We start from the raw sequence: 13,171 nt of genomic DNA, 5'->3' as shown, positions 1-13,171 counted from the left end.
CGCCGGCGCGGCCCCGGCTCAGGCCTGCGGGTCGGAGAACCGCGGGGCGATCCCGGCGACCACGTCGCCGTTCTTGCCGCGGCGCAGCGAGGATCGGGCGGCCATGTGCGGATGCTCGACGGCCTCCTCGAAGCTCAGCACCGGGCTCACACAGGCGTCGGTGGCGTCGAAGATGCCCTCCCAGTGAGCACGCGGCTGCGCGATGAAGGCCTCTTCGAGGACCTTGTGCAGCTCCGGCCAGGCGCCCTTGTCGTTGCGGTCGGGGATCTGGTCCGCCTCCAGGCCCAGGCCCTTGATGAGCAGGGCGTAGAACTGCGGCTCGATCGCGCCCACGGCCATGAAGCCGTCGTCGGCACAGCGGTAGGTGCGGTAGAACGGCGCGCCGCCGTCGAGCATGTTCTCCTCGCGTCCGTCGGTCCAGCCCCGGCCGGCCCGGAGCTCGAGGATGAGCTGGAGCAGGACCGAGACACCGTCGACCATGGCGGCGTCGACGACCTGACCCTTGCCGGTGGTCCCGCGCTGCACCAGCGCGGCCAGGATGCCCTGCACCACCAGCATCGACCCGCCACCGAAGTCGCCGACCAGGTTGAGCGGCGGCACCGGGTGGTCCTTGGGACCGATGGCGTGCAGGGCACCGGTGAGCGAGATGTAGTTGATGTCGTGGCCGGCAGCCTTGGCCCACGGGCCGTCCTGTCCCCAGCCGGTCATCCGGGCGTAGACCAGGCGGGGGTTGCGCTCCAGAGCGGTCTCCGGGCCGAGCCCGAGACGCTCCATCACGCCCGGCCGCAGGCCCTCCAGGAGGACGTCGGCGCCAGCGATCAGGTCGAGGACGGCGGCGATGTCGTCGGGGTTCTTCAGGTCGCGGATCTGCACCTCGCGGCCGCGCAGGCTGTGCTCGGCGTCCTCCGGCACGTGCGAGCCCGGACGGTCGATCCGGGTGACGGTCGCACCCAGGTCGCTGAGGATCATCGCCGCGTGCGGGCCGGGGCCGATCCCGGCCATCTCGATGACGTGTACGCCGGTCAGGGGCTTGTCCACGGTGTCTCTCTCCTTGTTCCTACCAGGTTCCTACCAGTGATCCGCTGAGTGCGGTGGGGTCTGGTGCTGGGCTCGTGTTGCTGGGCTCGTGTTGCTGGGCTCGTGTTGCTGCGGATCGGGGTGCCGTGCCGGGTGCTGGTGCGCCGGGTGCTGCGTCCGGGCGGCTCAGCCGCCGGCGGCGGCCTCGTGCGCCCGCCGGATAAGTTCGGTGGCGTGGCGGTGCAGCCGGTCCCCCACGCCCTCGGGGGCCAGCCCGGCACAGGCGCGGGCGTGGGTGCCCTCGAGCACGATGCCGATCTTGAAGCCGCCGAGCGCGATGTACCAGTTCAGGTCGGTGAGGTCGCGGCCGCTGCGTTCGGCGTACCGTTCGGTGATCTCCGCGGCGCTCGGCAGCCCGCCCAGGGCGCCGATCCTGCTCTCCAGCATGTTGTCGCGGGTGGGGTCGGGCCAGCCGATGGTCAGCCAGCCGAGATCGAGCAGCGGGTCGCCGACCGTGGCCATCTCCCAGTCGACCACGCCGGTGACCAGGCCGTCCGCACCCACCATCACGTTGGCGAGGTGGAAGTCGCCGTGCATGATGCCGGGCCTGCCGTCGGCCGGCCGGTGCTCCTCGAGCCACCGGGCCAGGTCGTGTACGTCGCCGATGTCTGGCCCCGGGTAGCCCTCCAGCGCGCTGTAGGACTCCAGTTCGGCCAGCCAGCGGGGCACCTGCCGCTCGAGGAAGCCCTCGGGGTGGCCCACGCCCTCCAGGCCCACGGCCTTGTGGTCCACCGAGCCGATCGCGGCGAGCGCGTCGATGACGGAGAGACCCAGCGCGTGCCTGAGCGCGGGATCGGCCGCGACGGCCTCCGGCACCTCCTGGGAGGGGTTGACGCCGTCCAGCGGCTCCATCAGGTAGAACACCGCGCCACCGAGGACCGACTCGTCGGGGCAGGCGGCCACCAGCCGAGGATGTGGTACGTCGGTGTCGCGGAGCGCACCGAGCACCTGCATCTCGCGGCGGATGTTCTTGTTGGTCGCCGGGCGGAGGTGCCGCGGCCCCCGGCGCAGGACGACGTCGAGGTCGCCGCGGCGGAACCGGAGCAGGATGTTCTGGGTGCCGCCGGCGAGCAGCCGGGCCTCCTCGATGGGCCCCTCGCCCAGCCCCTGCCCGTCCATCCAGGCGGTCAGCGCCGCCAGGTCGACGGCGCCCTCCAACTGGTCGACGCTCACCGGCCCGACCGCCCCTTGGTACGGCGCGACGCCGCGGGGGCGGGCGCGAGGGGGCCGGGGCGGGTCACGACTCCTCCATCCCGAAGAGCTCGCGTGCCCGGCGCCGCTCCTCGTAGCCGATGTAGGAGGGGAAGTTGCCGTCGTACCCCTTGAAGTCACCGAGCACCTGCTTGGCGACGACCATCTTGTGCACCTCGGTGGGGCCGTCGGCCAGGCCGATGTGGAAGGAGTTGATCACCCACTTGGAGAACGGCATCTCGGTGCTGATGCCCAGCGAGCCGTGCAGGTGCAGTGCCCGCGAGGCGATGTCGTGCAGCACCTGCGGCATCAGCATCTTGACCGCGGAGATGTTGCGGCGGATCTCCTTCCAGTCCCGGCCCTGATCGGCCATCCAGGCCGTCTCCAGCACGAGCAGGCGGAACTGGCGCAGCTGCACCCAGCTGTCCGCGATCTTCTCCTGCACCATCTGCTTGGCGGCCAGCTGCTCGCCCTTGGTGACCCGGGAGAGGACGCGCTCGCACATCATCTCGAAGGCCCGCTGGGCCTGGGCAAGGGTCCGCATCGCATGGTGGAGCCGGCCGCCGCCGAGACGGGTCTGGGCGATCGCGAACGCCTTGCCCCGCTCCCCCAGGATCGCGGAGTCGGGGACGCGTACGTCGGTGAGTCGCAGGTGGGCGTGGTTGGGCTCGTGCTCGCCGTAGAACCCGTGGTTGCGCACGATCTCCAGACCGGGGGTGCCCTGGTCGATGAGGAACATCGTGGCCTTGTCGTAGGGGTTCTCCGCGTCGGGGTCGGTCACCACCATCATGATGATGAACGCGGCGTACTGGGCGTCGGAGGCGAACCACTTCTCGCCGTTGATGACCCACTCGTCGCCATCGCGCACCGCCGAGGTGCGGAAGAGGAGCGGGTCGGCGCCCCCTTGCGGCTCGGTCATCGAGAAGCAGGAGACGACCTCGCCGGCGAGCAGCGGCTCGAGGTACTTCTTCTTCTGCTCCGGGGTGCCGAAGTGCGCCAGGATCTCGGAGTTCCCGGTGTCGGGTGCCTGGGCACCGAAGACGATCGGACCGAACCGCGCCATGCCGAACTTCTCGTTCATCAGCGCGAGCTTGAGCTGACCGAAGCCCCGGCCACCCAGTTCGGGGCCGAGGTGGCAGGCCCACAGCCCGCGTTCCTTGACCTCGGCCTGAAGCGGCCGGACCAGCCGGACGAAGTCCGGGTGGTTGACGTCGTACTGGTCGCCCAGCACGTGTTCGAGGGGTTGCACCCGCTCGCGTACGAACGTGTCGATCCAGTCCAGTTCGGGCTGGAACTCGGGGTCGTTCTCGAAGCTCCACATGGCGCGGTTCTGAGTCCTTCCGTCAGGGTGTCTCGGTCACGAAGGTGAGCGCGTCGCCCACCTCGGCCCGGGGCATCCGGGCTCGGTTTGCCGGGTGATCCTCGTCGGCGTATCCGAGGGCCACGCCGCACACGACGACGCGGTCCTCGGGGAGGTCGAGGAACTCCCGTACGACGTCGGACTGCATCGCGATCGCCGCCTGCGGGCAGGAGGCCACCCCGCGGGCGAAGGCCGCGTGCATCAGGTTGGCGACGTAGGCGCCGACGTCGATGTGGGCGTAGAGCCCCTGGTTGCGGTCGCTGGTGACGATGGCGACGTGCGGGGCGCCGAAGAAGCGGTAGTTCTCCAGCATCTGCAGCGCCCGCGCCTCACGATCCTCCCGAGCGATGCCGAGCGCGGCGTAGAGCCGGTACCCGGCGTCGCGTCGACGCTCCTGGTAGACCCCCCGGTAGTCGGAGGGCATCTCCAGGTCCGCGCTGAACGCACCGCTGCTCGCCGAGGCGTAGAGCCGCTCGGCCAGCTCCGCCCGGGCGGTCCCGGTCACCAGGTGGGTATGCCACGGCTGGGTGTTGCACCAGGACGCCGTCCGCTGGGCCGCCTGCGCGACGTCGGTCAGGACCTCGGCGGGTACCTCGTCGGTGCGGAAGCCCCGGCAGCTCCACCGGTCGGCGAGCAGCCGGTCGAAGCCCTCCGCATCGAGGCCCCGCTCCTCCATCAGGCTCAAGCCTGCACCTGCTCGCCGGCACCCACCAGCGCGCTGAGCCGCTCGTTGACGATCTCGTCGGCCTCGGCGACGATCCGGGAGATCAGGTCGGCGCAGGTCGGGATGTCGTCGATCAGGCCCTGGACCTGGCCTGCCGACCAGATGCCCGCCTCCGGGTCGCCGTTCTCGTAGACCTTGACGCCCCGGACGCCGGCGACGAGCTGCTGGACGTCCTCGAACTTGCCGCCCTCGTTGAGGATGCGCACGGTCTCGCGGCTGACCTCGTTGCTGGCCACGCGGGAGGTGTTGCGCAGGGTGCGGAAGATCAGCTCGGTGTCGAGCTCGGAGTTCTCCACGATCTGCTGCTTGACCTTCTCGTGGATCGGCGACTCGACGGTGCACATGAACCGGGTGCCCATGTTGATGCCGTCGGCGCCCAGCGCGAGCGCGGCGACCAGGCCGCGGCCGTCGGCGAAGCCACCCGAGGCGATCATCGGGATGGAGATCTCCTTGCGCGCGGCCGCGATCAGGATCAGGCCGGGCACGTCGTCCTCACCGGGGTGACCGGCGCACTCGAAGCCGTCGATGCTGATCCCGTCGACGCCGACCGCCTGGGCCTTGACGGCGTGGCGGACGCTGGTGCACTTGTGGAGCACCTTCACGTTGTGCTCGTGGAAGAAGTCCATGTGCGGAGCCGGGTTGGAGCCCGCGGTCTCCACGATGGTGATGCCGGCGTCGACGATCGCGTGACGGTACTCGTCGTAGGGCACCGGCTTGATCGTGGGCAGGATGGTCAGGTTGACGCCGAACGGCTTGTCGGTGATCTCACGGGCCCGAGCGATCTCCTTGGTGAGGTCCTCGGGGGTGGGCTGGGTCAGGGCGGTGATCAGGCCCAGGCCGCCCGCCTCCGAGACGGCGCCGGCCAGTTCGGCCCGGCCGACCCACTGCATGCCGCCCTGGACGATGGGGTACTCGACGCCGAAGGCCTCGGTGAAGGGAGTGCGCACGGGATTGCTCCTCTGGTTTCTGGTTGGTTCGGTGGTGCTACTGGATGGTTCTCGGGGGTGGTACTGCTGGTGGTTCATGGGCCGTGGGCCGGCCATGCTGCGGGTGCCGGCTCAGGCGGTGGTGCCTCAGGCCCTGGTCTGCTCCCGGCCGCGGTCGATGATCGCCGCCCGCCGGGCCTCCACCTGGGAGCGGTCGAAGGCCCGCTCCATCCAGGCCTTGCTGGTGGCCGCCTCGACGGCGTACCCCTCACCGATCTGGGCCTCCTCGATCGCCTTGTACGACGCCAGCAGGGCGAGGACGGCGTCCCGCTCGTTGGCCGCGATGGTGGCGGCGACGCGGTGGGCGGTGGGCAGCAGTTCCTCGTGCGGCACGACCTCGCTGACCAGGCCCGCCCGCAGGGCACGCTCGGCGTCGAGGAAGTCACCGGTGAGGCTCATCTGCCGGGCGAGGCTGCGCCCGACCGCGAGCGGGAGGAGGACGGAGAGCCCCCAGCCGGGGAGGATGCCGACCCGGGCGTGGGTGTCGGCGAACCGGGCCCGCTCGGAGGCGATCAGGATGTCGCAGTTGAGCGCGAGCTCGAAGCCCCCGGTGACCGCGACGCCGTTGATCGCGCCGATCACCGGCGTGGACATCTCCGGCCACGGCAGGTGCGTGCCGGCGCGGCCGTCCCGCTCCTGCCCGCCGCCACCGAGGTTGCTGCCGTCGCTGCCGAGCTGCTTGAGGTCGAGCCCCGCGCAGAACGCCGGGTCGGCACCGGTCAGCACCACCGCACCGACACTGTCGTCGGCGTCCAGCGCGGACAGGGTCTCGCCGAGCTGGGCGATCAGGTCAGCGCTCAGCGCGTTCCGGGCCTCGGGGCGGTTGAGGGTCACGGTGGCCACGCCGTCACGGCGCTCGACCAGCAAGATGTCGGACATCGGGCTCCTTCGAGGGGGTTGTCGTTGGGTCGGGCGGGATCTCAGTGCTGCTGCCAGCGCGGCGGGCGCTTCTCCAGGAACGCCGCCACGCCCTCGGCGCGGTCCGGCGAGGCCGCGATCCGGGCGATCGCCAGATCGGTCGCCGGCCAGCCGGTGGCCTCGGTGGTGGCGCGGGCGTCGTGCAGGGCCCGCAGCGAGGCGGAGACGGCGTCGGGCGCGTTCTGGGTGATCAGGGCGGCCAACCGGCGGGCCTCCGCGACCGCCTGACCCGGCTCGGTGACCCGGTTGACCAGGCCGTGCGCCGCAGCCCGCTCGGCGGAGATCGACTCACCGGTCAGCAGCAGCTCGGCGGCGAGGGTGGCGGGTAGCGCGTGCGGCGTACGGAACAGGCCGCCGCAGGCGGCGACCAGGCCGCGCTTGACCTCGGGCAGGCCGAAGGAGGCAGTGGTCGAGGCCACCACCAGGTCGCAGGAGAGCACCAGTTCGAAGCCGCCGCCCAGTGCGGGGCCCTCGAGGGCCGCGATCACGGGCTTGGTACGACGGCGGCGGACCAGGCCGTACTCCCCGCCCCGGTCGGTGGCCGGGCTGCGCCCCTCCTTCAGATCGGTGCCGGCGGAGAAGACCGGGCCGGCACCGGACAGGATCCCGACACGCACCGACGGGTCGTCGTCGACCCGGTCGAAGGCCTCGCTCAGGGCGTCGGCCAGGCTCCGGTCCACGGCGTTGCGCTGCCGCTCGCGACGCATCTCGATGAGCAGGATGCCGTCCACACACTCGGTGTGGACCACGTCGCTGTGAGTCACCCGTCCCTACCCCGCTTGATCCGACGGGGCGACCTGGCCCCGTACTACTGAACGCTCGTTAAGTAGGATCGTAGAGGCAAGCCCCCCTCTACTCCACCCCTCATGTGACGTACCTCGCATGATGAGACGGCGACGATCCGCTCGGGGGCCGGACGGGACGGCCCCGGGCGGCGGCTGCTACTGCTGCGGCTCAGGAGTAGCCGCGAGCGTAGGCCGAGTCGAGGTCGTCGTTGTCGACGATCTCGCGGCCCAGCGGCAGCAGCGAGACCGGCACCAGCTTGAAGCTGGCGATCCCGAAGGGGATGCCGATGATCGTGACGCACCAGGCGATGCCGGACACGATGTGACCGATCGCCAGCCACCAGCCGGCGAGCACGACCCAGAAGATGTTGCCGATCGACGAGGGCGCCCCGGCGGTGGGCCGCCGTACGACGGTGCGCCCGAAGGGCCACAGGGCGTAGACGCCGATCCGGAACGAGGCCAGCCCGAAGGGGATGCCGATGATCGTGATGCAGAAGAAGAGCCCGGCCAGGGCATAGCCGAGGAACATCCAGAACCCGCAGAAGATGGCCCAGATCAGGTTGAGGATGAACCGCATGACGCGAGCGTAGTGCGCGGCAGGAAGACAAGGGTTCAACACAGGTGTCGACGCCGGACGCGGGTTGCGGCACAGTCGTCATATGGGCGCGTACGCCGACCGTGGGCCCCGGCGCCGGCCGCCGACCCGGGCCCGCCGGGTGTGCCTGAGGGACACCCGGCGACCCGAGGGCAGTCGGCTGCGGCTCGACGCGGAACTCACCCCGTCCGGGGATCTGCGCCTGCGCGGCCACGACGAGGGGCCGGTGGCCGAGCGGATCAACCCTGAGGGCGACTACCGCTACCTACACCACGTCCCGGCCGGGGCCGTGGGCGAACTTCTCGTCCACCTCGGCCACGGCCCGGACGCCGATGCCCTCACCGTGCTCGCCTCCCACTGGAGCGACGCCGCGTCCTACCGGCTCGAGGAACTGGTCCAGAGCTTCCCCGGCCCGCACGCCTTCAGCACCTGGGAGTAGGCCCGCGACGGCGATGGCACCGCCTGCGTCAGGCGCCGACGGAGACCGCGTCCAGCAGGTGGGCGAACTTCTCCTGGGCGGCCGCGCGCCGGGTCGGGACGTGCTCGGAGGGCACCTCGTGCGGCGTGTAGTCGCGCAGGATCCGGCGGGAGACGGTGACCTTGTGGACCTCGTCGGGACCGTCGTAGATCCGCGAGGCCCTGGCGTGGCGGTACATCGCCTCCAACGGCAGGTCGGTGGTGTAACCGAGCGAGCCGTGCACCTGGATGGCGCGGTCGATGACGTTGTACAGCACCGTGGCGCCGTAGTACTTGATCATCGCGATGTCGGTCAGCGCGGCCTCGGTGCCGCCCTGGTCCATCTTCCAGGCCGCGTGCAGGGTCATCAGCCGCGCGGCCTGCATCTCGGCTGCCGAGCTGGCGATCATGTCCTGGATCATCTGCTTGTCGGCGAGGTGGGAGCCGTGCGCGTAACGCGACACCGCCCGCTCGCACATCATGTCGAAGGCCCGCTGCGACTGGCCGAGCCAGCGCATGCAGTGGTGGATCCGGCCGGGGCCGAGCCGCTTCTGGGCGAGCACGAACCCCTCGCCCTCACCACCGATGAGGTGGTCGAGCGGGATGCGGACGTCGCGGTAGACGACCTCGGCGTGCCCGCCGGGCTTGCCGAAGCTCTCCTCGGGGTGCCCCATCGTCGGTACGTCGCGCACCACGTCCACGCCGGGGGTGTCGACGGGTACGACGAACATGCTCGCCCGGCGACGCGGCGAGGCGTCGGGGTCGGTCACGGCCATCACGATGAGGAAGTCGGCCACCGAGGCGTTCGAGGTGAACCACTTGTGCCCGTTGATGACATAGCTGTCCCCGTCGCGCACCGCACGGGTGGTGAGCAGGGTGGGGTCGGCACCGGCGCCGGGCTCGGTCATCGAGAAGGCACTGCGCAGCTCGCCGTCGAGCAGCGGCTGCATCCAGCGCTTCTTCTGAGCGTCGTCGGCGCCGATGGCGAGCAGTTCGGCGTTGCCCGAATCGGGGGCGTTGTTGCCGAAGATCGCCGGGGCGTGCGCGGACGCGCCGAGGATCTCGTGCATGAGACCCAGCCGCACCTGGCCGAAGCCGCCGCCGCCGAGCTCGACCGGCAGGTGGGCGGCCCAGAGGCCGCGGGCCTTGACCTCCTCCTTGAGCGGTGCGGTCGCGCGGGCGTAGGCCTCACGGTCGAGGTCGACGAGTTCGAGCGGGTAGATCTCCTCGCGCACGAAGGTGCGCATCCACGCCAACTGCTCCTCGAACTCGGGTTCGGTCGAAAAGTCCCAGGCCATCGGTTTCCTCCGTAGATCAGTGTGGTCGAGCAGGTCAGATGCCCAGGTCGCGCAGCGACTCCCGGGCGGCATGCGCCATCCGGGACTCGCTCTCGCTGCGGGCGGTGAGTTGTTCGCGGTAGCCGTCGTCGGCCATGTGGCCGGCGGTGTAACGGGCGCGGACGCCGGCGCTGATGCAGGCCGAGCGCCAGCGGGAGAAGGCCAGCCAGTAGGGCAGGCCGGAGACGTCGCGGCCGGAGAGACGGGCGTAGCGCTCGACGACGGCGTCGCGGCCCGGGAAGCCGGGGACCGCGCTCGGACCGGGGGTCGTCGGCAGGACGTCGTCGTCGGCCTGGGCCCAGGTCGAGATCAGCCAGCCGAGGTCGGCCATCGGGTCACCCGAGGTGGCCAACTCCCAGTCGAACACGCCCGTCACCCGGCCGTCCGGGGCGAAGGCGAGGTTGCCGGGGCGATAGTCGCCGTGCACGATCCCGGTGCTCTGCGCGGGCACGTGCTCGGCGAGCAGGTCGTGCACCTCGTCGAGAAGGGCCAGGTCGGCGGCACCGCTGGCGTGCACCTGGGCCTGCCAGCGGCGCAGCTGCCGCTCGACGAACCCGGTCCGGCGGACCAGGTCACCCAGGCCCACCTCGACCGGGTCGAAGGAGTGCAGCTGCACGAGGACGTCGACCAGGTGGTCGGCCGCGGGCGCACGAGAGCCCTCCGGGAACTCGAGTCCGGCCTCCTCGTCGGCGAGCACCTTGCCGTCGACGAAGCCCATCACGTAGAAGGCGGCCCCGGTGACCTCGGTGTCATCGCACAGTGCCACCGGCTCCGCGACGGGGAAGCCCGTCGGCGCCAGCGCGGAGATGAAGGCCCACTCCCGGCCGACGTCGTGGGCGGTGCTCAGGACGCCGCCGACCGGCGGGCGGCGCAGCGCGTAGGCGTGGCCGGCCGCATCGGTGATCCGGTAGGTGAGGTTGGACCGCCCTCCGGAGAGGAACTCGAAGTCGATCTCCCCCTCCAGGGCCGGGACGTGCTCGGCGAGCCAGCGGCGTACGCGCGGCAGGTCCAGGCCGACGGTGGTGCTCTCTGACTGGGTACTCATCTGCCCACGAACTCCGGTTCTCTCTTCTCCAGGAATGAACGGACCCCTTCGCGGTGGTCCTCGGTGGTGAACAGCTCCCCCAGGGTGCTGCTCACCCAGCGGCCGAGCTCGGTCCAGTCGGGGTCGAGCGTGCTGCGCAGGCCGCGCTTGATCGCCGCCACCGCGAGCGGCGGATTGGCCGCGATCCGGCCGGCCAGCTCGAGTGCGGTGGGCAGCAGGTCCTCGTCCTCGACGACCCGGCCGACCAACCCGATCCGCTCGGCGCGCTCGGCGTCGATCACCTCGCCGGTGAGCAGCAGCTCGACCGCCCGCTCCCGGCCGACCAACTGGGCCAGCCGGCCCAGACCGGCCACGTCGCTGACCAGACCGCGCCTGACGAAGAGCTCACCGAAGCGTGCCCGTCTCGCGGCGACCCGGAGGTCTGCCATCAGCGCCAGTTCCATCCCCCAGCCCACGGCCGGGCCGTTGACCGCGGCGATGACGGGGACGTCGGTGTGCAGCAGCGCGCCGGCTGCCGGGGTGAGCCGCGGCTCGGTGACCGTCGGCGGCTTCTCCCCGCCGCCGAGCAGTTCGCGGACGTCGTCGCCGGAGCAGAACGACGGCCCGGCGCCGGTGATCACCAGCACCCGCGCGGTCGTCGTACGCACCGCCTCGGTGAGCTCGTCGTAGGTCTCCCGCCGGAGCGCGTTGTGGACCTCCGGCCGGTCCAGGGTCAGGACCCCGATGTGGTCGTGTTCGGTGTAGCGGATGTCGCTCATCGTGATTCCTTCTCGAGGGTGGCCCGGGGAGCTGCGGAACGGGTCATCGCTCGGCGCTCACGCGCTCCGCGACGACGGTGCGCAGGTCGCGCTTGAGCACCTTGCCGGTGACGGTGCGGGGCAACGGCTCGCCCCACACCAGCACCCGGGCGGGCACCTTGAACGCGGCCAGCCGCTCCCCGACGTGAGCCTGGATCTCGGCCTCGGTGGGGGCCTGCCCCGGTCGCGGCAGGATCACCGCGATCGCCTCCTCGCCCAGGGTCGGGTGGGGGACGCCGACCAACGTAGCGTCCTGGATCGCCGGGTGCTCGAAGAGCGCGGCCTCGACCTCGGCGCAGTAGATGTTCTCACCGCCACGCAGCACCATGTCCTTGAGCCGGTCCAGCACGTAGACCCACTCGCCGTCGACCCGGCCGATGTCGCCGGTGCGGAACCAGCCGCCGCCGAAGGCGGCCTCGGAGGCCGAGGGGTTGTTCCAGTAGCCGCGCACGATGGTGGGGCCGCGGAACCACAGCTCGCCGGTCTGCCCCGGCGCGGCATCCTCGCCGGTGGCCGGGTCGACCACCCGCACCTGCGAACCGGGGAGGAGCCGGCCCACGCTGTCGGGGCGCTCGAGGTAGTCGGTGCCGGTGTTGGCGACCACCGCCGAGGTCGTCTCGGTGAGGCCGTAGCCGTTGGTCGGTGCGACCGTCCTCTCGAACTGCGACCCGATCCGCCCGATCAGGTCGGGGGGCACCGGGGCCCCGCCCGCGCTCAGGCCACCGAGGGTGGCCAGGTCCTCGGGATGGGTCGCGGCCACCTCGACCAGTTCACGCACCACCGTCGGTACGCCGGCGACCGCGCCCAACTGCTCGCGGGCGACGAGGGCGCAGGCCTCGGCGGCGTTCCAGCGGTACTGGGTGACCAGCTTCGCGCCGCTGCCGGTCGCGAAGAGCATCCCGCTGAGACCGGCGATGTGGAAGATCGGGAAGGTGTTGAGCAGGCCGGGCTGGGGCGCATCGGGGGCGGGCGGGGGCGGCGGGCCGCCGGCCTCGATCACCTTTCCGACCACGGCTCCGAGCTGCGTCGTGCGCAGGGTCGTCGCGTGGTTGCGGTGGGTGCCGACCGCGCCCTTCGGCTTCCCGGTGGTGCCCGAGGTGTAGAGGATGGTGGCGTCGTCGTCGGGGTGCACCTCGACCTCGGGGGCGCTCGCCTGTGGGTCCAGGGATCCCATCACGTCCGACCAGGAGCGGACGCCGGGCGCCGGGTCGCCACCCCGCACCTCGATCATCGGCAGCTTGTCCCCGTCCGCCGCCAGCTCACCGGCGTACGGCGCGACCAGGGCGATCCGTTCGGCGTCGGCGATCAGCAGGCGGGCCCCGGAGTCCTCGATCGCGTAGCGCAGCTCGGCCGCGCTCCACCAGGCGTTGAGCGGCACGGTGACCACCCCGAGCGCCTGGCAGGCGAGCACGGCCGGAGCCCACTCCGGGTAGTTGCGCATCGCCACCGCCACCCGGTCGCCCCGACGCAGCCCGTACTCGTCGTGGAGACACCGGGCCAGGCCGTTGATCTGCCGGGACAGCTCGGTGTAGGTGACCCGCTCCTCGTCGTACACCGTGGCGACCAGGTCGCCGAAGGCACCGGTGGCCAGGGCGAGCTCCCGCAGGGTCTGGAGCCCGCCGCTGTAGACCTGGAGCGGCACCCCCCGCACCTCCTGCTCGACCATCTCGAACTCCTGGCCCGGTGCGGTCAGGAAGTCGATCACGTCAGTGCGCTGGAGCATGGGGCTGTCTGCCATCTGAGGTCTCCTCGTCTCGACACAGGAGGACCGCCCGAGGTCATCGCCTGAGTGAGCGGTCGCTTAGCGTAGCGCACCACTTCCGGCCCGGCGTGTCAATCATCACAACGCTGTCGGACCGGTCTGGTTCACTCGCTCCCATGGCCCTCGACCGCACCCGGT

13 protein-coding genes are annotated in these 13,171 nt (G+C 71.3%); 1 reads left to right on the top strand and 12 read right to left on the bottom strand.

The window, feature by feature from the left end:
* Positions 1 to 18: 18 nt before the first annotated feature.
* The 8 genes from G515_RS21005 to G515_RS0111500 form a co-directional block, all read right to left on the bottom strand.
* On the bottom strand, positions 19 to 1,038 hold the full coding sequence (locus G515_RS21005; RefSeq protein WP_157571086.1) for a CaiB/BaiF CoA transferase family protein: 1,020 nt from the start codon (positions 1,036 to 1,038) through the stop codon (positions 19 to 21).
* A gap of 165 nt (positions 1,039 to 1,203) precedes the next feature.
* On the bottom strand, positions 1,204 to 2,250 hold the full coding sequence (locus G515_RS0111530) for a phosphotransferase family protein (RefSeq protein ID WP_028660257.1): 1,047 nt from the start codon (positions 2,248 to 2,250) through the stop codon (positions 1,204 to 1,206).
* Between the two features lie 64 nt (positions 2,251 to 2,314).
* Entirely contained in the window at positions 2,315 to 3,589 is a 1,275-nt protein-coding gene (locus G515_RS0111525; protein ID WP_028660256.1) for an acyl-CoA dehydrogenase family protein, read from the bottom strand.
* 22 nt (positions 3,590 to 3,611) lie between these two features.
* The gene (locus G515_RS0111520; protein WP_028660255.1) at positions 3,612 to 4,304 is read right to left on the bottom strand and encodes a nitroreductase; all 693 of its coding nucleotides are present in this window, start codon (positions 4,302 to 4,304) and stop codon (positions 3,612 to 3,614) included.
* A 5-nt stretch (positions 4,305 to 4,309) separates the two neighbouring features.
* Positions 4,310 to 5,299 (bottom strand): NAD(P)H-dependent flavin oxidoreductase, encoded by a 990-nt coding sequence (locus G515_RS0111515; RefSeq protein WP_028660254.1) that lies wholly within the window; start codon positions 5,297 to 5,299, stop codon positions 4,310 to 4,312.
* Positions 5,300 to 5,425: 126 nt separating this feature from the next.
* The gene (locus tag G515_RS0111510; RefSeq protein WP_028660253.1) at positions 5,426 to 6,217 is read right to left on the bottom strand and encodes an enoyl-CoA hydratase; all 792 of its coding nucleotides are present in this window, start codon (positions 6,215 to 6,217) and stop codon (positions 5,426 to 5,428) included.
* Between the two features lie 41 nt (positions 6,218 to 6,258).
* Complete coding sequence (locus tag G515_RS0111505; protein ID WP_211221020.1) at positions 6,259 to 7,020, bottom strand: enoyl-CoA hydratase-related protein; 762 nt, start codon at positions 7,018 to 7,020, stop codon at positions 6,259 to 6,261.
* Between the two features lie 190 nt (positions 7,021 to 7,210).
* Complete coding sequence (locus tag G515_RS0111500; protein WP_028660251.1) at positions 7,211 to 7,618, bottom strand: YccF domain-containing protein; 408 nt, start codon at positions 7,616 to 7,618, stop codon at positions 7,211 to 7,213.
* Positions 7,619 to 7,700: 82 nt separating this feature from the next.
* Here G515_RS0111500 and G515_RS0111495 point away from each other — a divergent pair, with 82 nt between their 5' ends.
* Positions 7,701 to 8,075, top strand: a complete 375-nt coding sequence (locus G515_RS0111495) for a hypothetical protein (RefSeq protein ID WP_028660250.1) — start codon at positions 7,701 to 7,703, stop codon at positions 8,073 to 8,075.
* A gap of 28 nt (positions 8,076 to 8,103) precedes the next feature.
* On the opposite strand, the gene G515_RS0111490 is transcribed toward G515_RS0111495, so the two are convergent.
* From G515_RS0111490 to G515_RS0111475, 4 genes are read right to left on the bottom strand one after another with little or no spacing between them, the layout of a single operon-like run.
* Positions 8,104 to 9,390, bottom strand: a complete 1,287-nt coding sequence (locus tag G515_RS0111490) for an acyl-CoA dehydrogenase family protein (RefSeq protein ID WP_028660249.1) — start codon at positions 9,388 to 9,390, stop codon at positions 8,104 to 8,106.
* 34 nt (positions 9,391 to 9,424) lie between these two features.
* The gene (locus tag G515_RS0111485; protein WP_036555449.1) at positions 9,425 to 10,474 is read right to left on the bottom strand and encodes a phosphotransferase family protein; all 1,050 of its coding nucleotides are present in this window, start codon (positions 10,472 to 10,474) and stop codon (positions 9,425 to 9,427) included.
* Complete coding sequence (locus tag G515_RS0111480; RefSeq protein WP_028660247.1) at positions 10,471 to 11,232, bottom strand: enoyl-CoA hydratase/isomerase family protein; 762 nt, start codon at positions 11,230 to 11,232, stop codon at positions 10,471 to 10,473. The genes G515_RS0111485 and G515_RS0111480 overlap by 4 nt, the downstream gene beginning before the upstream one ends.
* Before the next feature lie 43 nt (positions 11,233 to 11,275).
* A complete protein-coding gene (locus tag G515_RS0111475) occupies positions 11,276 to 13,009 on the bottom strand; it encodes a class I adenylate-forming enzyme family protein (RefSeq protein WP_036555446.1) in 1,734 nt (577 codons plus the stop codon).
* Positions 13,010 to 13,171: the final 162 nt, after the last annotated feature.

This window comes from Nocardioides insulae DSM 17944, assembly GCF_000422825.1.
GTDB lineage: Bacteria > Actinomycetota > Actinomycetes > Propionibacteriales > Nocardioidaceae > Nocardioides > Nocardioides insulae.
The sequence above is the reverse complement of the archived record's forward strand: the minus strand, read 5'-3'. Positions and strand labels throughout refer to the sequence as shown.